Source organism: Streptomyces sp. NPDC054047 (genome assembly GCF_055585065.1).
This window is the reverse complement of sequence record NZ_JBVJKV010000006.1, coordinates 1-19739: the sequence shown is the minus strand read 5'-3', so window position 1 is coordinate 19739 and position 19739 is coordinate 1. Positions and strand designations below refer to the sequence as shown.

At 70.3% G+C, this 19739-nt stretch carries 19 protein-coding genes; 7 read left to right on the top strand and 12 right to left on the bottom strand.

The window, feature by feature from the left end; translation table 11 throughout:
* Positions 1–82: 82 nt before the first annotated feature.
* Positions 83–1525: an NADP-dependent phosphogluconate dehydrogenase gene (gene gndA, locus ACZ6ZP_RS22155; RefSeq protein WP_351164069.1), complete on the top strand. Its 1443-nt coding sequence runs from the start codon at positions 83–85 to the stop codon at positions 1523–1525.
* Positions 1526–1559: 34 nt separating this feature from the next.
* Here gndA and ACZ6ZP_RS22150 read toward each other — a convergent pair whose 3' ends face one another.
* The 8 genes from ACZ6ZP_RS22150 to ACZ6ZP_RS22115 form a co-directional block, all read right to left on the bottom strand.
* Positions 1560–1754 (bottom strand): hypothetical protein, encoded by a 195-nt coding sequence (locus ACZ6ZP_RS22150; RefSeq protein ID WP_351164068.1) that lies wholly within the window; start codon positions 1752–1754, stop codon positions 1560–1562.
* A gap of 95 nt (positions 1755–1849) precedes the next feature.
* Entirely contained in the window at positions 1850–2296 is a 447-nt protein-coding gene (locus ACZ6ZP_RS22145; RefSeq protein WP_351164067.1) for a nitroreductase family deazaflavin-dependent oxidoreductase, read from the bottom strand.
* A gap of 65 nt (positions 2297–2361) precedes the next feature.
* Positions 2362–3021, bottom strand: coding sequence for an aspartate/glutamate racemase family protein (locus ACZ6ZP_RS22140; RefSeq protein WP_383821599.1), 660 nt, complete (start codon positions 3019–3021; stop codon positions 2362–2364).
* Complete coding sequence (locus ACZ6ZP_RS22135) at positions 3015–3362, bottom strand: GNAT family N-acetyltransferase (RefSeq protein ID WP_469407980.1); 348 nt, start codon at positions 3360–3362, stop codon at positions 3015–3017. The genes ACZ6ZP_RS22140 and ACZ6ZP_RS22135 overlap by 7 nt, the downstream gene beginning before the upstream one ends.
* Entirely contained in the window at positions 3359–3799 is a 441-nt protein-coding gene (panD, locus tag ACZ6ZP_RS22130) for an aspartate 1-decarboxylase (protein WP_351164063.1), read from the bottom strand. The genes ACZ6ZP_RS22135 and panD overlap by 4 nt, the downstream gene beginning before the upstream one ends.
* A gap of 148 nt (positions 3800–3947) precedes the next feature.
* Complete coding sequence (locus ACZ6ZP_RS22125; protein ID WP_361471885.1) at positions 3948–4781, bottom strand: amino acid ABC transporter ATP-binding protein; 834 nt, start codon at positions 4779–4781, stop codon at positions 3948–3950.
* A gap of 5 nt (positions 4782–4786) precedes the next feature.
* A complete protein-coding gene (locus ACZ6ZP_RS22120) occupies positions 4787–5572 on the bottom strand; it encodes an amino acid ABC transporter permease (RefSeq protein ID WP_351164059.1) in 786 nt (261 codons plus the stop codon).
* Positions 5573–5613: 41 nt separating this feature from the next.
* Entirely contained in the window at positions 5614–6369 is a 756-nt protein-coding gene (locus ACZ6ZP_RS22115; RefSeq protein WP_366463627.1) for an ABC transporter substrate-binding protein, read from the bottom strand.
* 445 nt (positions 6370–6814) lie between these two features.
* Between ACZ6ZP_RS22115 and ACZ6ZP_RS22110 the strand changes: the two genes are divergently transcribed.
* On the top strand, positions 6815–7426 hold the full coding sequence (locus ACZ6ZP_RS22110) for a VOC family protein (RefSeq protein WP_351164058.1): 612 nt from the start codon (positions 6815–6817) through the stop codon (positions 7424–7426).
* A 98-nt stretch (positions 7427–7524) separates the two neighbouring features.
* On the opposite strand, the gene ACZ6ZP_RS22105 is transcribed toward ACZ6ZP_RS22110, so the two are convergent.
* A complete protein-coding gene (locus tag ACZ6ZP_RS22105; protein ID WP_469407976.1) occupies positions 7525–9420 on the bottom strand; it encodes an ABC transporter ATP-binding protein in 1896 nt (631 codons plus the stop codon).
* A gap of 181 nt (positions 9421–9601) precedes the next feature.
* Here ACZ6ZP_RS22105 and ACZ6ZP_RS22100 point away from each other — a divergent pair, with 181 nt between their 5' ends.
* Entirely contained in the window at positions 9602–11884 is a 2283-nt protein-coding gene (locus ACZ6ZP_RS22100; RefSeq protein ID WP_469407975.1) for a glycoside hydrolase family 3 N-terminal domain-containing protein, read from the top strand.
* A 48-nt stretch (positions 11885–11932) separates the two neighbouring features.
* On the opposite strand, the gene ACZ6ZP_RS22095 is transcribed toward ACZ6ZP_RS22100, so the two are convergent.
* Positions 11933–12790, bottom strand: coding sequence for a GNAT family N-acetyltransferase (locus tag ACZ6ZP_RS22095; protein WP_361471893.1), 858 nt, complete (start codon positions 12788–12790; stop codon positions 11933–11935).
* A gap of 334 nt (positions 12791–13124) precedes the next feature.
* On the opposite strand from ACZ6ZP_RS22095, the gene ACZ6ZP_RS22090 reads away from it, so the two are divergent.
* The 3 genes from ACZ6ZP_RS22090 to ACZ6ZP_RS22080 all read left to right on the top strand — a co-directional run bounded on the left by ACZ6ZP_RS22090 (position 13125) and on the right by ACZ6ZP_RS22080 (position 17655).
* Complete coding sequence (locus ACZ6ZP_RS22090) at positions 13125–14513, top strand: family 2B encapsulin nanocompartment shell protein (protein WP_361471896.1); 1389 nt, start codon at positions 13125–13127, stop codon at positions 14511–14513.
* A complete protein-coding gene (locus ACZ6ZP_RS22085) occupies positions 14500–16041 on the top strand; it encodes a SufS family cysteine desulfurase (protein WP_469407971.1) in 1542 nt (513 codons plus the stop codon). The genes ACZ6ZP_RS22090 and ACZ6ZP_RS22085 overlap by 14 nt, the downstream gene beginning before the upstream one ends.
* 78 nt (positions 16042–16119) lie before the next feature.
* Positions 16120–17655: an AMP-binding protein gene (locus ACZ6ZP_RS22080; RefSeq protein WP_351164052.1), complete on the top strand. Its 1536-nt coding sequence runs from the start codon at positions 16120–16122 to the stop codon at positions 17653–17655.
* Between the two features lie 49 nt (positions 17656–17704).
* Here ACZ6ZP_RS22080 and ACZ6ZP_RS22075 read toward each other — a convergent pair whose 3' ends face one another.
* Together ACZ6ZP_RS22075 and ACZ6ZP_RS22070 are read right to left on the bottom strand one after the other, a co-directional pair.
* Positions 17705–18085 carry a Zn-ribbon domain-containing OB-fold protein gene (locus ACZ6ZP_RS22075; protein ID WP_361471904.1) on the bottom strand — a complete coding sequence of 127 codons (381 nt, stop codon included), beginning with the start codon at positions 18083–18085 and terminating at the stop codon, positions 17705–17707.
* 111 nt (positions 18086–18196) lie between these two features.
* Complete coding sequence (locus ACZ6ZP_RS22070) at positions 18197–18904, bottom strand: TetR family transcriptional regulator (RefSeq protein ID WP_361471907.1); 708 nt, start codon at positions 18902–18904, stop codon at positions 18197–18199.
* A gap of 108 nt (positions 18905–19012) precedes the next feature.
* Between ACZ6ZP_RS22070 and ACZ6ZP_RS22065 the strand changes: the two genes are divergently transcribed.
* On the top strand, positions 19013–19739 hold a 727-nt coding region (locus tag ACZ6ZP_RS22065), incomplete at its 3' end, for an electron transfer flavoprotein subunit beta/FixA family protein (protein WP_469407969.1).

Below are 19739 nucleotides of genomic sequence, written 5' to 3'. Positions count from 1 at the left end.
GACACAGTGTCGGGATGTCACGCTACGCCGCGGGGCAATACTGGCGGACACCACCGGCACTTCCACATCCAGGAGCCACGGCATGAGCAGCACGTCAGCCCAGATCGGTGTCACGGGCCTCGCGGTCATGGGGCGCAATCTGGCACGCAACTTCGCCCGCAACGGCTACACCGTCGCCCTGCACAACCGCACGGCGGCCAAGACCCACGCGCTGGTCGAGGAGTTCGGCCACGAGGGCGAGTTCATCGCCACCGAGACCGCCAAGGAGTTCGTCGCGGCCCTCGAACGCCCGCGCCGCCTCGTCATCATGGTGAAGGCGGGTGAGCCCACGGACGCCGTCATCCAGGAGTTCGCGCCGCTCATGGAGCCGGGCGACATGATCATCGACGGCGGCAACGCGCACTTCGCGGACACCCGGCGCCGCGAGCGTGAACTGCGCGAGCAGGACATCCACTTCGTCGGCACGGGCGTATCGGGCGGCGAGGAGGGCGCGCTGCTGGGCCCGAGCATCATGCCGGGCGGCTCCCCGGAGTCCTACGCCTCGCTCGGCCCGATGCTGGAGAAGATCTCGGCGAAGGCGAAGGACGGGTCCCCGTGCGTCACGCACGTCGGCCCGGACGGCGCGGGGCACTTCGTGAAGATGGTGCACAACGGCATCGAGTACGCGGACATGCAGCTGATCGCCGAGGCGTATCAGCTCCTTCGCGACGTGGCGGGCTACTCCCCCGCGCAGATCGCGGACATCTTCCGCACCTGGAACACCGGCCGCCTCGACTCCTACCTGATCGAGATCACGGCTGAGGTCCTCAAGCACGTGGACGCCGCGACGGGCGAGCCGTTCGTGGACGTGGTGCAGGATCAGGCCGAGCAGAAGGGCACCGGCCGCTGGACCGTGCAGATCGCCCTCGATCTGGGCGTGCCGGTGTCGGGCATCGCCGAGGCGGTGTTCGCGCGCTCCCTGTCGGGCCACACCGAACTGCGGGCGGCGTCCAAGGAGCTGGCGGGCCCGACGGCGCGTGCGCTGAGCGAGGCCGAGGCCGGGGCGTTCGCCGACCAGGTCGAGCAGGCGCTGTACGCCTCGAAGATCGTGTCGTACACGCAGGGCTTCCACGAGGTCGCCGCGGGCAGCGAGGAGTACGGCTGGGACATCGACCTGGGGGCGGTCGCCGCCATCTGGCGCGGCGGCTGCATCATCCGCGCCGCCTTCCTGGACCGCATCCGCGCCGCGTACGACACGCGCGCGGACCTGCCGAGCCTGCTCTCGGACAAGACGTTCGCGCAGGAGATCGGCGCGGCCCAGGACGACTGGCGGGCGGTTCTGGTCGCGGCCACCCGGCAGGGTGTCCCCACGCCGGGCTTCTCGGCGGCCCTCGCGTACTACGACGCGCTGCGCGCGGACCGGCTGCCGGCCGCGCTGACGCAGGGACAGCGGGACTTCTTCGGGGCGCACACCTATCGGCGTACGGACCGCGAGGGGTCGTTCCACACCCTGTGGGGCGGGGACCGCTCGGAAGTGCGGGCCTGATCCGAACGAGAGGACGTCTCGGCCTCCCCCGCCGTCAGACCGGCTTGGGCTCGGTCTCGGGCTCCGGTCCCGGCGGCGGGAGCGGGGTCGGCGGCGGATCCGGCGTGGGCCGCGGCACGGGGCCGGGACCCGGCCCCGGCACGGGGCGCTCGGGGTCGGGCACCGGACTCGGCCCGCCCGGGTCGGGGATCGGGCTGGGCGGCGTGGGCTCGGGGTACGGGACGGTCATGTCTCCTCCAGCGGGTCGGAGATCGGTCGTGTCCACTCTCTCCCGCCTCGCGTGCCCACGCCTGCCGAGTTAACGCGTCCTCGTGACGTCCGAACTCAGTCCTGGGTGCGGCGCAGCCGCACGACGGGGATGTCGCGATCCGTCTTGGCCTGATAGTCCGCGTAGGGGGCGAACAGCTCGACCAGGCCCGGCCAGACCCTGGCCTTGTCCTCGGCCGACAGAGTCTCGGCGCGGGCGGCGAACCGTTCCTCGGTGCCCACGCGGAGCCGCACGTCGGGGTTCGCGGCGAGGTTGCGGTACCACAGGGGGTGCTCGTCGGCTCCGCCGTTGGAGGCCACGATGAGGTAGTCGTCGCCGTCGCGGCCGTAGATGAGCACGGTGCGGCGCAGCTGCCCCGTGCGCTGTCCGCGGTAGTCGAGCAGCAGGCAGGGGGCGCCCTGGATCCGAGCGCCCTTCTTTCCGCCGGACTCCTCGTACAGGCGGGCCTGATCGGCCACCCAGCCGGTGGGACTGATCACGGCCTCTTCGTCCTGCTGCGCCATGTCCGCTCCTGTGAAGTCGTAGGGGTGAGCGGGAGGTGAGCGGTCACTCACCTCCCGCGATCAGCCTACGACGTGACACCCGCCCCGCACCGGTCAACTGCCGCGCGCAGTCCGAGCCTTGGGCTGGAGAGCACCGGGGCACGCAGGGTGGTGCGGTCCGCGGCGGACGCCATGGACGCCTGCGCCAGCAGGACGGCGTCGACGCCGTCCAGGGCGTCGACGGCGGCCACGATCCGGTCCACATATCCCTCGTGGTCACCGGCGGTGAAGCACTCCCAGGCGCCGTCCACCAGGACGGTGGTGACGTCGACGGGGTGCCCGGCGCGGGCGGCCTCCTCCTCGACGAGGGCCACGGTCGGCCCCAGGGTGCTGGCCACGGTGGCGACGACGGCCACGGACCGCCCGGCGGCCACGGCGGCGGCCGCCATCGGCCTATCGACCCGCAGCACCGGCACTCCGACGGCGGCGGCAGCGGACTCGGCGACACCGCCGATCGTCGAGCAGGTGCAGAGCACGGCGCTCGCCCCGTCGGCGGCGGCCCGTTCCAGGAGCTCCTGGACGGCGCCGGCCACCGCGTCCGGCCCCTCGGCACGGGCCCGCGCGAGCAGCTCCTCGTGGACGAGGTGGCGCAGCGCCACGCCCGGATGGTCCTCGTCCCGCAGCTCCTCGAAGACGGGGACGTGCACGGGCGAGGTGTGCAGCAGGGCGAGCGCCGGCGTCACCACGCGGCCGGGTCCGACTTCACCTTGTCCAGGGCTGCGGCGACCAGTACCCCCGAGGGGACGGGCGCCTCGTCGGGGTGCCGCTCGGCCCACTTCACGACGTACGGACACAGGGGCGCCACGGCGACGCCTTCCCGCGCCGCCATCGCGTACAGCTCCCCGGCCAGCGAACCCGCGATGCCCTCGCCCTCGTGCGCGGGCACCACTTCGGTGTGCACCGGCACCAGGGCGGACTCGGGGGCGTCCAGCGTGAAGTAGACGATCTGGCCGACGACTTCGCCGTCGGCGCGCGCTTCGAGGACGCCGCGCGCCCGGTCGTCGCGGATCTCGATCCCACTGCTCATCGGCTCTCCTGGAGTGCTGACACGGCCTGCGGGCTGCGCGCCATGTCGTCGGCGCCCGGCACCGGAGCCGCCGCGTCGTCGCCGAGGGCCACGATGCGGTTGTCCGCGCCGTCGACGTGCACGACCTTGGGCCGCAGGGTGCGTGCCTCGGCGTCGTCGACCTGGGCGTAGCTGATGATGATCACCCTATCGCCGGGGTGCACGAGGTGCGCGGCCGCGCCGTTGATGCCGATCACGCCGCTGCCGCGTTCGCCCTCGATGGTGTAGGTCTCCAGGCGGGCGCCATTGGTGATGTCGACGATGTGCACGAGCTCGCCGGGCAGCAGGTCGGCGGCGTCGAGGAGATCGGCGTCGATGGTGACGGAACCGACGTAGTGCAGGTCGGCCTGGGTCACCGTGGCGCGGTGGATCTTGGACTTGAATAGAGTACGCAGCACTTTGGACTCCTGAAAGACGGCTCCCTGCCAGCTTTTTGCAGGTCAGGGGCGCCTTTCACTGTACATCGGCCACCGTTCGAATCTAGGACTTTCCACAACATCGTGCGCTGCGGCGAGCAGGCTTGGAATGTTCGGCCCCGAGGCGCACTCAGCGGTCCACGCGCTTCTCGTGCGGTCCTGTGTCCGGGACCTCGCCCACCTCCGCCGCCGCAGGATCGAGTACGCGTGCCAGGAACGTCCGGGTCCGCTCGTGCTGCGGGTCGCCCACCACACGTTCGGGCGTGCCCTCCTCGACGATCACTCCGTCGTCCATGAAGACCACCCGGTCGGCGACCTCGCGCGCGAAGCTCATCTCATGGGTGACCACCAGCATCGTCATCCCCTCCTGGGCGAGCGAGCGCATCACCGCGAGTACGTCCCCGACCAGTTCGGGGTCGAGTGCGGAGGTCGGCTCGTCGAAGAGCATCAACTCGGGGTCCATGGACAGCGCCCGAGCGATCGCGACCCGCTGCTGCTGCCCGCCGGAGAGCTGCGCCGGATAGGACTGTTCCTTGTCGACGAGGCCCACCCGCGCGAGGTTGGCCCGCGCGATGCGCTCCGCCTCCTCCTTGCCGCGCCGCAGCACACGGCGCTGCGCGATGGTCAGGTTCTCCAGCACCCTGAGGTGCGGGAAGAGGTTGAAGGACTGGAAGACCATGCCGATCCGGCGGCGTACGCGATCGATGTCCACATCGAGGTCGGTGACCTCCGTGCCGGCCACCGTCACCGTGCCCGACGTGGGCTCTTCCAGGAGATTGACGCAGCGCAGCAGGGTCGACTTGCCGGAGCCCGAAGGGCCGATGACACAGACCACGTCACCGCGCCCGACCGTGAGGTCGATGCCCTTGAGCACCTCCAGATCGCCGAACGACTTGCGCAGCTCGCGCACCTCGATCGCCTGGCCCGAAGGTGCGGGCGCGTCGGGTGCCTTGTCCAACTTCATGGTGCTCACCTGGCTTTCGCCGTACGGGCCTCGAGCCGCCGCACCAGATGGCCGAGCGGGAGGGTGATGACGAGATACAGCAGTCCGGCGATCAGGATCGGGGTCAGGCTCTTGTGCTCGTTCAGCGCGTCCCGGCCGAAGTTGGCCAGCTCGAACTGGCCGAGCGAGAGGCCGAGCAGATACACCAGTGAGGAGTCCTTGGTGAGCAGGATCAGCTCGTTGGTCAGCGGCGGCAGCACGATCCGGAACGCCTGCGGCATCACGATCGACACCATCGCACGCCCCGGTGACATGCCCAGCGAACGGGCCGCCTCCGTCTGCCCCTTGGGCACGGCCAGAATGCCCGCGCGGATCGTCTCGGCCATATAGGCGGCGCCCACCAGGCCCAGGGACAGCATCACCGTGATGTTCATGTCGAGCGCGACCTCGAAGGCCAGCGGCACACCGAAGCCGAGCGCGATGAACACAAGCAGGGACGGAACGCCGCGGAAGAACTCGATGTAGGCGATCGCGATCCAGCGGTACGGAGGCACCGTGGACAGCCGCATCAGCGCGAGGACGACGCCGAGCCCCAGGCCGAAGCCGAAGCCGAGCAGCGTGTAGTAGGCGGTGTTGACCAGCGCGGTGGTGATCACCTCGGGGAACAGCGCCTTGGCGATCTCCACGTCGAAGAACGCCTGGCGCAGTGTCCCCCAGTCGGCCACCAGCGCGAACACGGCTACGGCGATGAACAGCACGGCGTACTGGACGCCGCGGAACAGCCGTGCCCGCCGCCGTCGGGACATGGACATACGTGCAGAACTCCTCTGGTCAGCCGTTTGAATGCTCGAGGTCAGCTCTGCGGAGTGGTACCGAACCACTTCTTGTAGATCTTGTCGTAACTGCCGTCGGCCCGGGCCTCCTTGAGGACCTCGTTGACCTTCGTACGCAGTGAGTCGTTGCCCGTGCGGAAGCCGATTCCGTACTTCTCACCGGTGTCGAACTCCGCGGTCACCTCGGTGTCCGGGTTGTCCTTGATGTATTCGAAGAGCACGCCGTTGTCGTTGATGCCCGCGTCGACTTTGCCGGCCTTGACCGCCGTGAGCAGCAAGCCGACGTCCTCGTACTCCACGAGCTCCATGTCGAGGCCCTTGCTCTCCTTCTTGGCGTAGATGCCGCCGGTGGTGGCCTTCTGGTAGCCGAGCTTCTTTCCCTTGAGATCCTCGAAGGTCTTGTAGGGCTGCCCCTTCTTGGTGATCAGCGCCTGGGTGGCGTTGAAGTAGGGGGCCGAGAAGTCCATGACCTTGTCGCGCTCGTCGGTGATCGTCATGCCTGCCGCGGCCAGGTCACACTTGCGGATGTTGAAGTCCTGGCCGGTTTCGATGCCCTCGAAGGGTGTGTTGACGATCTCCTGCTCGACCCCCAGTTCCTTGGCGACCAGGTCGACCAGATCCACGTCGAATCCGACGATCTTGCCGTCCTTCTTCGACTGGAACGGCGGATAGGGCAGATGCGTGCAGGTCTTGATCTTGCCGGACGAGACGAGCTTGATCCCCGAGGCGCCCTTGTCGCCGTCGCTGTCCGACTTGGTGCTGGTGCAGCCCGTCATCAGCAGGCCGGCGACTGCGGTCAGGGCTATGGCGGCCACCGGGGAACGAACGGACTTCGGGGGACGAGCGGACACAGGACCTCCAGGGCAGGCTCGAACCAGAGCGCGAGCGAGATCAACAGCGCTGTGTGCTGCGCAAGCTGCGGTGCATCCTGCCACCGGCCAGGGCTCTTGTCCCGCCCTCGGGATTGCGTATGGGTAACACACTCGATCTCCACCGCATCAACTCCCCTGTGTGAGCGGCAGATTGCTCTGCGTCAGGTTCCGGGTCGACGCCGAGCCCGTGAGGGGCGGCGTCCGTCAGGATCAGCGGCGCCACGAGCCGCATCGAGATCCCGGTCACGCAGACGCGCGACGGAGGGCCATGCGGGAAACGGAGGGCCATGCGGGAAAGCGATCAGGATCGGAGAAGCACCGGTCACCGAGCCCGCCTAGCGTGACGGACATGACCTCCATCGACTGCATCACCCTCGAGGTGGCCGACCCCACGGCCGCCGAGCGCTTCTACACGGACGCCTTCGGGCTCGACAAGCAGGTACGGCTGCGGGCCTCGGAGGCCCCGACGTCGGGCTTCCGCTGGTTCACGGTCTCGCTCGTGGTCTCCCAGCCGTCGATCGTCGACGGTCTGTTCGGTGCCGCGCTGGCCGCCGGGGCCACGGAGCTGAAGCCCGCGAAGAAGTCCCTGTGGGGCTACGGCGGCGTCGTACAGGCCCCCGACGGGACGGTCTGGCAGCTCGCGAGCTCGTCGAAGAAGGACACCGGCCCCGACAGCCGGAAGATCGACGAGATCGTTCTCCTGCTGGGCGTCTCGGACATGGCCGCGACCAAGCGGTTCTACGTCGACCGCGGCCTCACCGTCGCCAAGAGCTTCGGCAGCAAGTACGTCGAGTTCGACGGTTCGTCGAGTCCCGTCAAACTGTCGCTGTACCCGCGTCGCGGCCTGGCCAAGGTCGCCGGTGTCCCGCCGGAGGGCAGCGGTTCGCACCGGCTCGCGATCGGCGGCGACGCCGGGACCTTCACCGACCCGGACGGATTCGCGTGGGAGCCCGCGGCCTGACGCGAACCGGCCGCTGAGACCGCCGGGCGCGCACAGGGATCCCGCCCCGTCGTAAGCCGACGGAGCGGGACCGCAGGAGCCGACGACGATCCGCTCGCCTACACCGCCACCGCCGTCTTCTCCGATGTCCCCGCCGTGCCCGCGAACTGCGTGCGGTACAGCTCCGCGTACCGGCCGCTCACCGCGAGCAGTTCCTCGTGCGTCCCGCGCTCCACGATCCGCCCGGCCTCCACGACGAGGATCTGGTCGGCGGAGCGCACCGTCGAGAGCCGGTGCGCGATGACGATCGCGGTGCGGCCCTCCAGCGCTTCGGCCAGCGCCTCCTGCACCGCCGCCTCCGAGGTGTTGTCCAGGTGCGCCGTGGCCTCGTCGAGGATGACGACCCGCTGCCGGGCGAGCAGCAGCCTGGCGATGGTCATGCGCTGGCGCTCGCCGCCGGAGAGCCGGTAGCCGCGCTCGCCGACCACGGTGTCCAGGCCGTCGGGCAGGGAGCGTACGAGGTCTTCGAGGCGGGCCCTGCGCAGGACGTCCCACAGGTCGTCCTCGGTGGCCTCGGGCCGGGCCAGCAGCAGGTTGGCGCGGACCGACTCGTGGAAGAGGTGGCCGTCCTGGGTGACCATGCCGAGGGTCTGGCGCATGGACGCCGCCGAGAGGTCGCGGACGTCGACCCCGCCGATGCGTACGGCCCCGCCGTCCGTGTCGTAGAGGCGCGGAAGCAGTTGCGCGATGGTCGACTTGCCCGCCCCCGACGATCCGACGAGGGCCACGGTCTGGCCCGGCTCGGCGCGGAAGGACAGGCCGTGCAGGACCTCGTCGCCGCCTCGGGTGTCGAGGGAGGCGACCTCTTCGAGGGAGGCCAGGGAGACCTTGTCGGCGGACGGGTAGCCGAAGCGGACGTCGTCGAACTCCACCGTCACCGGGCCTGCCGGGACCTCACGGGCCTCCGGCTTCTCGTCGATCAGCGGCTTCAGGTCGAGGACCTCGAAGACCCGCTCGAAGCTGACGAGCGCGCTCATGACCTCGACCCGCGCTCCGGCCAGGGAGGTCAGCGGCGCGTAGAGGCGGGTCAGGAGCAGGGCGAGGGAGACGATCGCGCCCGCTTCCAGGGTGCCGTTGAGCGCGAAGTAGCCGCCGAGGCCGTAGACGAGCGCCAGGGCGAGGGCGGAGACCAGTGTGAGCGCGGTGATGAAGGTGGACTGCGCCATGGCCGTGCGGACGCCGATGTCCCGTACCCGGCGGGCCCGCGTGGCGAACTCCTGCGACTCTGCGCCCGGACGCCCGAAGAGCTTGATGAGGGTGGCGCCCGGAGCGGAGAAGCGCTCGGTCATCCGCGTGCCCATCGCCGCGTTGTGGTGCGCGGCCTCGCGCTGAAGCTTGGCCATCCGAGAGCCCATGCGGCGCGCCGGCACGACGAAGACGGGCAGCAGGACAAGGGCGAGGAGCGTGATCTGCCACGAGAGCGTCAGCATCACGGCCAGGGTCAGGAGCAGCGTGACCACGTTGCCGACGACGCCGGAGAGCGTGTTGCTGAACGCGCGCTGGGCGCCGATCACGTCGTTGTTGAGGCGGCTGACGAGCGCGCCGGTGCGGGTGCGGGTGAAGAAGGCGACGGGCATGCGCTGTACGTGGTCGAAGACGGCCGTGCGCAGGTCGAGGATGAGCCCCTCCCCCAGGTTCGCCGACAGCCAGCGGCCGAGGAGGCCGAAGCCGGCTTCGGCGAGGGCGATGGCGGCGATGAGCAGGGCGTACCGGACCACGAGGGAGGACTCGCCGTCCTTGACGATCGTGTCCACGACGTTGCCCGCCAGGACGGGGGTGGCCACGGCGAGCAGCGCGGTGACGACGCTCAGGAGGACGAAGTAGACGATGCGGCGTTTGTGCGGCCGGGCGAAGGTGCCGATGCGGCGCAAGGTGGCGCGGGCGAAGGGACGGCGGTCCTGCTCGGCGTGCATGACGCTCTGCAGCTGGGTCCAGGCTGTCGTTTCCATGCTCATGAGAAGAACGTAGAACCTCAAGTTTCCTTGAGGTCAAGCGTCGGGGAAAGGACCACCGAAACGAGACCCCCGCGCGTCCCTGCCGCGTCCCTTGACCCGCATGTAACAGGAACGTACTTTCGCTTCAACTCTTGTGGCCATCACAGAGGTTGTCGACTTCCTGACGCGAGAAGGCGAACACATGCGAGAGCTACGAAGGCGTACTCTGCTGTCCGCGATCGGCGGCACGGCCGTCGCGGGAGGCGGCTTCACCGCCGCGGGCACCGGAATCGCGCAGGCCGCGCCGGAGCGTCCGAGCCCCGTCGACCCGAAGATCAAGAAGCTGCTCGACCGTATGACTGTCGAAGAGAAGCTGGGTCAGTTGCAGCAGCTCCCCTGGGCCGTCAGCACGGGCCCCGGCGGCAGCGAGACCAAGGACGTCGAGGACGCGGCACGCGCCGGACGGCTCGGCTCGGTCCTGAACATCTTCGGCGCCAAGAGCAGCAACGCCCTGCAGCGCATCGCGGTGGAGGAGTCCCGGCTCGGCATTCCGCTGCTCTTCGGGCTCGACGTCATCCATGGACTGTGGACGACGTTCCCGATCCCCCTCGCCCAGGCGTCGAGCTTCGACCCGGAGGTCGCCCGGCGGGACGCCGAGGTGTCGGCGAAGGAGTCCCGCTCGAACGGCGTGCACTGGACGTTCTCGCCGATGATGGACGTCACGCACGAGCCGCGCTGGGGCCGCGTCGCCGAGGGCTGCGGCGAGGACCCGTACCTCACGACGGCGTTCGCCGTGGCCAAGGTGGAGGGCTACCAGGGCGAGAAGGGTTCGGGCCTCGACGCCAAGGACCGCGTCGCCGCCTGCGCCAAGCACTTCGTCGCGTACGGCGGGGCCGAGGGCGGCAAGGACTACAACACGGTCGACGTGTCGGAGTCGCGCCTGCGCAACCACTATCTGCCGCCGTTCAAGGCCGCGTTGGACGCGGGCGTGGCCACGGTGATGGCCTCCTTCAACACCATCAGCGGCGTCCCGGCCCACGGCAACTCCCACACGCTCACCGACGTGTTGCACAAGGAGTGGGGCTTCGACGGCTTCGTCGTCAGCGACTGGAACGGCGTCGACGAGCTGATCGCGCACGGTTTCGCCGAGGACGGCGCCGACGCGGCCCGCCTCGCGCTGAACGCCGGCGTCGACATGGAGATGGCGAGCACGGACCTGGCCGAGCACGGCAAGAAGCTGCTGAGCGGCGGCAGGATCAGCAGGAAGCGTCTGGACGAGGCGGTCACGCGAGTCCTGCGCCTGAAGTTCGCCCTTGGGCTCTTCGAGCATCCGTACGTCGACGAGGGCGCCGCCATCGACAAGCCGTCCGCCGATGCCCGCAAGGCCGCCCGCGAGACCGCCGCCCGCTCGATGGTGCTCCTGAAGAACGACGGCGAGGCGCTGCCGCTCAAGAAGTCGACCGGTTCGATCGCGGTCGTCGGGCCGTTCGGCGACTCGGACGACCTGCTCGGCACGTGGACGTTCCCCGGCGCGGCCAAGAGCTTCCCCTCGGGCAAGATCCTCGCGGCGGTGCGGGCCGCCGCCCCGCAGGCGAAGGTGACGTACGCGAAGGGCGTCGACGCCGATGGCACGGACACCGGCGGCATCCCGGCCGCGGTCGCCGCGGCCGGGAAGGCGGACGTCACCGTCGTCGTGGTCGGCGAGCCCCCGGCGATGAGCGGCGAGGCGGCGGCGCGCAGCGACATCAGCCTGCCGGGCGGGCAGGAGAAGCTGATCGAGGCGATCGCCGGGACGGGCAAGCCGTTCGTGGTGGTCCTGGTCAACGGGCGCCCGCTGACCGTCGGCGACTGGCTGAAGTCCGCGCCCGCCGTCCTCGAGGCCTGGCACCCGGGTCTCGAGGCGGGCAACGCCATCGCCGACGTGCTGTTCGGGAAGGTCGATCCGGGCGGCAAACTGCCCGTCTCGTTCCCGCGCACGGTCGGCCAGATCCCCGTCCACTACAACCACGAGTCGACGGGCCGCCCCTACAACGCGGACAACAAGTACACGTCCAAGTACCTCGACCTGCCCCCGGACCCGCAGTTCGCCTTCGGCCACGGGCTCTCCTACACCAGGTTCGAGATCGGCGAGCCGAAGCTGAGCCGCGACAGCGTGTCGGCGCGGGCGCTGCGCAAGGGCGACACGCTGGAGGTCTCGGTCACCGTCCGCAACACCGGTGACCGCGAGGGCGACGAGGTCGTCCAGCTGTACGTCCACGACATCGCGGCGAGCATCACGCAGCCGGTGCGCAAGCTGCGCGGGTTCCGCCGGGTGACCCTTGGGCCGGGCAGGTCGAAAGCCGTCCGCTTCCGGCTCGGCGCCGACGACTTCGGGTTCTGGACGAACGCGCAGAGCGGTGAGTTCCGTGTCGAGGAAGGGGCCGTGGACATCTACGTGGGCAACAGCTCCGAGGCCGAGGCGAAGAAGAGGCTGACGATCACGTAGCGGCAGCGGAGCGGAGGGCCGGGTCCCGGTTGGCCCGGCCCTCACCCGTCAGCCGAGTTCGAGCGTGGTCACGCCGAAGACCCGCTCCTGGGCCAGCTCGCGCACGGGCCCGGTGTACATGCGGGCGGTCTCGAACGTGGGCTTCATGCCGCGCGCCTCGGCCAGGGCCACGGCATGCGGCTGGGACTCGGGGACGTCGATGACGACGGGCACGTCGTCCGCCTCCGCCGTCAGCGCGTCGAAGACCTCCTCCGCGTCGGCGCGCGTATCGGCGAACAGGGGCCCGACGCGCAGGGCGCCGTGTGCCGGGCGGAGCACCCCGTATCCGGTGACGCGGCCGTCGACGATGCGGGCCAGGGCGCGGTGCCCCGGCGCGGTGAGCCAGGACTCCAGGAAGCGCGGACGGTCGGCGGGGTAGCACGCGGCGTCGTACGCGGTGATCGCCCGCAGGCCCGCGGCCTCGACCGGCAGGATCCGCGGGGGTCGTGGGAAACCGCCGGGCACGAGACCCGTGTAGCGGATGGTGCGGTGGGCGAACTCGAAGCCCGAGCGGCGGTAGTTGTCCTGCTGGGCGACCACGCCGTCGAGGCCGACGGTGCGGTTTCCCGCGTGGGCGATGGCGGTCTGCCAGGTGGTGATGCCGTGGCCCCGGCCGCGCAGGTCGGGGCGGACGAGGTAGAAGCCCAGGAAGGCGTACAGCTCGTCGTAGTTCACGACCGAGATCGCGGAGACCGGCTCGCCGTCGATGCGGCCGATGAAGAACCCCTCCGGGTCCTGCACGAAGAAGGACGGGCCGTCGCGCAGTCCCGGGTTCCAGCCCTCGTCCGCCGCCCATCCGCTGACGATCTGCCAGTCGTCGAGCGTCGCCCGCGAGATGGTGAGCCGCCCAGGGGCCGAGTCTGTCATCGCTGCACCCTTCGTACGGCGGCCGCGATCATCGGCCGCACCGCCATCATCCTGCCCGGGGCACGGCTCCGATACCCGATTCATAAGCGCTCCTTTCAGGGGTGCTCGGCTCCGGTATCGGGATGATTTGAGCCGGATATCTGCCGTGCGAGGAATTTCCGGAAGAGGCCTGGAAGGCTGGTCCGCGGGTGCGGGATCCACTGTCCATTCATTTCCGGCCTTTTCTCGACGAGCCCTGACAAACGACCACTTGCGGTCATGGAACAACGCGAAGACGATCGGCGCCGGATGCCGTCACGGCAGCCAGCAGAAACCGTTCTTCCAGGAGGTTCCAGTGAACGACCGGCTCGCACTCGGCCCGGATGCCGCACGGCAACTGGCGACGACCACCAAGACCACTCCGCAGATGCGCGGCATCACCCCGCGCTATCTGCTGCGCGCCCTGCCCTGGGTGGATGTCGAGTCGGGCACCTACCGGGTGAACCGCCGCCGGACGTTCGTGCTCGGTGACGACCGCATCACCACGTACGAGGAGAGCGGCTCGCAGCGCGTCGTCCCGGGCGACTTACGCGAGGTGCCCTACCTCCGCGACGCCGACGACGCCCTGCTCGCCGAACTGGCCGGCGCCTTCACCGAGGTCACCTTCGAGGCCGGGCAGGTGCTCGCCCAGGAGGGCGACCCCGCCGACCGGCTGTGGGTGATCGTGCAGGGCAAGGCCGAGAAGCGGGTGACCGGGCGGTACGGCGAGGACGCGCTGCTCGAAGTCATCGGCGACGGCCAGTTCTTCGACCTCGGCGCGTGGACCCGGACCGCCGCGATGCCCTACCGCGTCAAGGCGCTCACCCCGGGTGTGGCGCTCTGCGCGGACCGCAGCGCGCTCGCCGGGCTCGCCGACCGTGACGAGGCGCTGGGGGGTGCGATCACCGCGTACTGCGACGCGGACCCCGACACGCCCGGCGCCGAGGTGCCGGTGGACCTGAGCGCGGGGCACGTCGGCGAGCCGGACCTGCCGGGGACGTTCGTCGACTACGAGGACGCGCCGCGCGAGTACCACATGACGCTCGCGCAGACGGTGCTCCGCGTGCACACCCGGGTCGCCGACCTCTACAACGGGCCCATCGACCAGACCCGCGCACAGTCCAACCTCACCATCGCGGCGCTGCGGGAGCGGCAGGAGTCCTCGCTCCTGAACCACCCGGAGCACGGCCTGTTCCACAACGTCTCCGCCGGGCAGCGGGTCCAGGCGCGCACCGGCGCCCCCACCCCCGACGACCTGGACGAGCTCCTGACGCGGGTCTGGAAGCAGCCCGGCTTCTTCCTGGCCCACCCCAGGGCGATCGCCGCCTTCGGCCGTGAATGTACGCGGCGGGGCGTGCCCCCGGTGACGGACAGCCGCTTCGGCAGCCCGCTCCTGACGTGGCGCGGTGTTCCGCTGGTCCCGTCGGACAAGGTGCGGTTCTCGGGCGGCACGGGCGCGGGCCTCGGCACCACCGAGATCCTGCTGATGCGGACGGGCGAGGCCGAGCAGGGCGTGGTGGGGCTGCGTCCCGCGGGCGTCGCGGACGAGGTCGAACCGGGCCTGTCCATGCGGAACATGGGCGTCGACCAGAAGGGCATCACGTCGTACCTGATGACGGCGTACTTCAACACGGCCGTGCTGGTCGAGGACGCCATCGCCGTCCTGCAGAACGTCGAGGTGTCGAACTACCATGACTACTCCTGACGCCAGGGCGCGAGGGCTGGGCGTTCCGGGGCTGTCGAACCTGCCGGGTGTGACGGGGGTGCCGGGCGCGACGGGGCTGCCGGATCTGTCGGGTCTGTCGGGCCTGCCGAATGCGGCAGGAGCCCCCGGCGCGACGGGAGTTCCGGGCGTGACGGGGCTGCCGAGCTCGACGGGAGTTCCGGGCGCGACGGGAGTCCCGGGCTCGACGGCGGTGCTGCCGACGGCCCCCGCGGAATCCGCTCTCCCGGCCGCGACCCCGACCACCCCCGGCGCGGGCGCGCTCCCGCAGCTCCAACCCCCGGGGTTCACACCGGAGTCGGCCCGCCAGGACATCCCGATCCTGCACCGCACCGTCAACGGCCACCCCCTGGTCTGGCTCGACAACGGCGCCACCACGCAGAAGCCGCGCCAGGTCATCGAGGCGCTCGGCGCCTACTACGGCGCCGCGAACTCCAACATCCACCGGGGCGCGCACACCATGGCGCGCGAGGCGACGGAGATGTACGAGGCGGGACGGTCCGCGGTCGCCCAGTTCCTGGGGGCCGGGTCGCCGGACGACATCGTCTTCGTACGCGGCACGACCGAGGCCATCAACCTGGTCGCCCAGAGCTGGGGGCGGGACAACCTCGGTCCCGGGGACGACATTCTGGTGGCCGTCCTCGAACACCACTCCGACATCGTGCCCTGGCAGCTGATCGCGAAGGAGACCCGCGCCCGGGTCGTGCCGATCCCCCTCACGCCCGAGGGAGCGATCGACCAGGACGCGTACGCCGATCTCCTCTCCTCCCGCACCCAACTCGTCGCCGTCAGCCACGCGTCGAACGTCCTCGGCACGGTCCCGCCCGTGAAGGAGATGACGGCCCTCGCCCACCGCTACGGCGCCAAGGTCCTGGTGGACGGGGCGCAGGCCGTCGCGCACTTCCCGGTGGACGTGCAGGACCTGGACGCCGACTTCTACGCCTTCTCGGGGCACAAGCTCTTCGCCCCGACCGGCATCGGCGCGCTCTACGCGAAGCCGGAGATCCTGCGGGCCATGCGGCCGTGGCAGGGCGGCGGCAACATGATCGACTCGGTCGACTTCACACGGACCACGTTCGCGCCGGTCCCGCACCGCCTGGAAGCGGGCACGGGCCACATCTCGGGCGTGGTCGGCCTGCTGGCCGCCCTGAACTGGTTCACGTCCTTCGACCGGAACGCCGTCGCAGCCTACGAGAGCGCGCTCATGACGTACGCGCAGCAGGCCATGGCCACGGTGCCGGGCCTGGAGGTCCTGGGGTCGGCGCCCGAGCGGATCGCGGTCCTCACCTTCACGCTCGCGGGCCACGATCCGGCGGGCATCGCGGAGTGGCTCGACCGCGACGGCATCGCCATCCGCGCGGGCCACCACTGCGCCCAGCCCGCGCTCGCCCACTACGGCCTGGAGTCGGCCGCCCGCGCGTCGCTCGCGCTCTACAACACGTCCGAGGAGGTGGATCAGCTGGTGGCGTCCCTGCGGCGGCTTCAGGAGGCGCCACAGACGGCCGGGTAGGAAGGGCGTCGGGGGTCCGGTTTCCCGTACGGCATGGTCGGATAGGCGACGTACATCGACTGAGCTTCGGGAGGCAGGATGTTCGTCCCGTTCGGGGCCCTTGATTTTCTGGACCGCGCCACGGCCGTGTACGGGGACCGGGTCGGCATCGTCGACGAGCCCGATCAGCCGGCCGAGCCCTGGGAGGGGCTCACCTATCGGCGCGTGGGTGAGCTGGCGCGGGCCCAGGCCGCCGGTCTCGACGCACTCGGGGTGCCGCACGGCGCCCGGGTGGCGGTGGTCTCGCACAACAGCGCACGGCTGCTGACGTCGTTCTTCGGCGTCAGCGGCCACGGCCGGGTGCTCGTGCCCGTCAACTTCCGTCTCTCGCCCGACGAGGTGAGCTACATCGTCGCCCGGTCGGGGGCGAGCGTCCTGCTGGTGGACCCCGAACTGGAGGACCGCCTCTCGGAGGTGACCTGCAAGCACCGCTACACGCTCGGGGCGCGGGCGGACGAGGAGCTGTACCGCTTCGACACCGAGCCGGAGCCCTGGGAACACGACGAGAACGCCACCGCGACCATCAACTTCACCAGCGGAACGACCGCGCGCCCCAAGGGCGTTCAGATCACGCACCGCAACATCTGGGTGAACGCCCTGACGTTCGCGCTGCACGCCGGGGTCACCGACCGGGACGTCTATCTGCACACCCTGCCGATGTTCCACGCCAACGGCTGGGGCATGCCGTTCGCGATGGCGGGCATGGGGGCGCGCCAGATCGTGCTGCGCAAGGTGGACGGCGCGGAGATCCTGCGCCGGGTGGCCGAGCACGGGGTCACGGTGATGTGCGCGGCGCCCGCGGTGGTCAACGCGGTGCTCGCCGCCGCGCGGACGTGGAAGGGGGAGATCCCCGGCCGGGACCGGGTGCGCATCATCGTCGCGGGGGCTCCGCCGCCCACCAGGACGGTCGCCCAGGTCGAGTCCGAGCTGGGCTGGGAGTTCATCCAGATCTACGGCCTCACCGAGACCTCGCCCCTGCTCACCATCAACCGCACCCGCTCCGAGTGGGACGACCTCACCTCGCAGCAGCGCGCGGAGAAGCTGGTCCGGGCCGGGGCGCCCGCGCTGGGCGTGACGCTGCGGACCTCGGACGAGGGCGAGATCCTCGCCCGCTCGAACGTGATCCTGGAGGGGTACTGGGAGCAGCCGGAGGAGAGCGCTCAGGCGCTGGAAGGCGGCTGGTTCCACACGGGCGACGGCGGTTCGATCGGCGCGGACGGCCATCTGACGATCAGTGACCGCAAGAAGGACGTCATCATCACCGGCGGTGAGAACGTGTCCTCGATCGAGGTGGAGGACGTGCTGTTCAGCCACCCCGCGGTCGCCGAGGTCGCGGTGATCGGGGTGCCGGACGAGAAGTGGGGCGAGACCATCAAGGCCCTGATCGTCCTGGCCTCCGGCGCGCACGCCACGGAGGAGGAGCTGATCCGGCACTGCAAGGAGCACCTCGCGGGCTTCAAGGCGCCGACCTCGGTGGAGTTCCGCGCCGAGCTGGCCCGCACGGCCACCGGAAAGCTCCAGAAGTACAAGCTGCGCGGGCCCTACTGGGAAGGGCGCGAGCGGGGCGTCAACTGACCGCAGGCCTTGCCGGTAGCGCCACCTGCCGAAAGCCCCACCGGAAGCGCTACCAGTCGGTGCTCGTGTGCGTCTCGCAGAGCTCGAAGACGGCCTCCCCGGTCTCCGGATCGGACCCGGCCACGGGCCGCACACGCGCGCCGACCCACACCAGATGCGGTGATGCGCCCACGACACGGCAGCGGAACACGAACCCTTCGGGGAAGCGGACGAGGGACTCGTTGCGCGCGGTCCCCGTGTAGCGGTTGACCACGCTGGACTGGACGACGACGCCTTCGCCGTCGCTGCGCTCCGCCTCCAGATCACTGGACGCGCACACCGGACACAGCATGCGCCGGAAGGACGCGGTGCCGCACCATCGGCAGCGTCGGTAGATCAGGCCGGTTCGCTCGTGCTCTGTCGGCGCGACGCTCAAATCCTGCTGGGACACGTCTCGACCCCCTGCATTCGGCTCGGATGCGCCGCGCTCGGCGTCGACGCCTTCGCACCATATGGCACTGAGTGCCAGCAGGTAAAGGTACTGAGTGCTGCTTTCCGGAGTTCAGTCCTGGCCGAGGGCCGACTCGACGCGCTGCACGACCCGCCACATGGGGGCACGCTTCGACACCACCATCACGACGACCTCGTCGTCGGTGTCGGCGGCGGCCTCCCCGTTCGCCGCGGCGCTCCCCCACCCGTTCCGCACCAGTTCGAGCGCGTGGTCCACCGCGGCCTCGGCGTCACCGTCGCCGCCCGAACGCAGCCAGGAGCGCAGCGCGTTGTTGTGCGCGGCGACCACGGCGGCGGCGATCACCTCGGCGCGCAGGGAGCCGTCATCGGCCTCGGCGTAGCGGCCGCGGAGGTAGCCGGCCATGGTGCGTTCGTAGCGGCGCACCACCGACAGTTCGTACGTACGGAGGCCGGGGACCTCTTGGGTGAGGCGGTAGCGCTGCACGGAGAACTCGGGGTTCGTGGCGTACATGCGCAGCACGATCCGGGCCGCGTCGCACACGGCGTCCACGGGATCGGCGCCGTCGGCCGCTTCGAGGAACGCCGTCATGTCGGCCAGGCAGCTCTCGTGGTCCGGAAAGACCGCGTCCTCCTTGGACGGGAAGTACCGGAAGAAGGAGCGGCGCCCGACCCCGGCCCGCGCCACGATGTCGTCCACCGTGGTCTGCTCGAAGCCGCGCTCCAGGAACAGCTGGAACGCCGCCTTGGCGAGCACCTCTCGCATGGGGGCCTTCTTCGCCGCTCCGCGTGCCTCAGTCATGCGGGGAACGTAGCACCGTGACGGCACATCTGGCACTACGTACCTTTACAGGGGGTACTGAGTGCCATACCGTCGTCCTAACGAACCACACCAGGTAGGAGAGCCGGCGTGAGCTTGAGGATCGTTGTCACCGTGAAGTACGTGCCTGACGCCACCGGCGACCGGCACTTCGCCGATGACCTGACCGTCGACCGGGATGACGTCGATGGCCTGCTGTCGGAGCTGGACGAGTATGCGGTCGAGCAGGCGTTGCAGATCGCGGACGAGGCGGACGACGCGGAGATCACCGTGTTGACGGTGGGTCCGGAGGATGCCAAGGACGCGTTGCGCAAGGCGTTGTCGATGGGTGCGGACAAGGCGATCCATGTGGCGGACGACGATCTGCACGGCACGGACATCCTGGGGACGTCGCTGGTGCTGGCGAAGGCGATCGAGAAGGCCGGCTATGACCTGGTGATCTCGGGGATGGCGTCCACGGACGGCACGGCGGGTGTGGTGCCGGCGCTGCTGGCCGAGCGGCTGGGGGTGCCGCAGGTGACGCTGCTGTCCGAGGTGTCGGTCGCCGAGGGTGTGGTGCGGGGCCGCCGGGACGGTGACAGCGCGAGTGAGCAGCTGGAGGCGGCGCTGCCGGCGGTGGTGTCGGTGACCGACCAGTCGGGCGAGGCGCGCTACCCCTCCTTCAAGGGGATCATGGCGGCGAAGAAGAAGCCGGTGCAGGCCTGGGACCTCTCGGATCTGGACCTGGAGGCCGGGCAGGTGGGCCTGGAGGGTGCCTGGACGAAGGTCGAGTCGGCCACCGAGCGTCCCGCGCGGACCGCGGGCACGATCGTCAAGG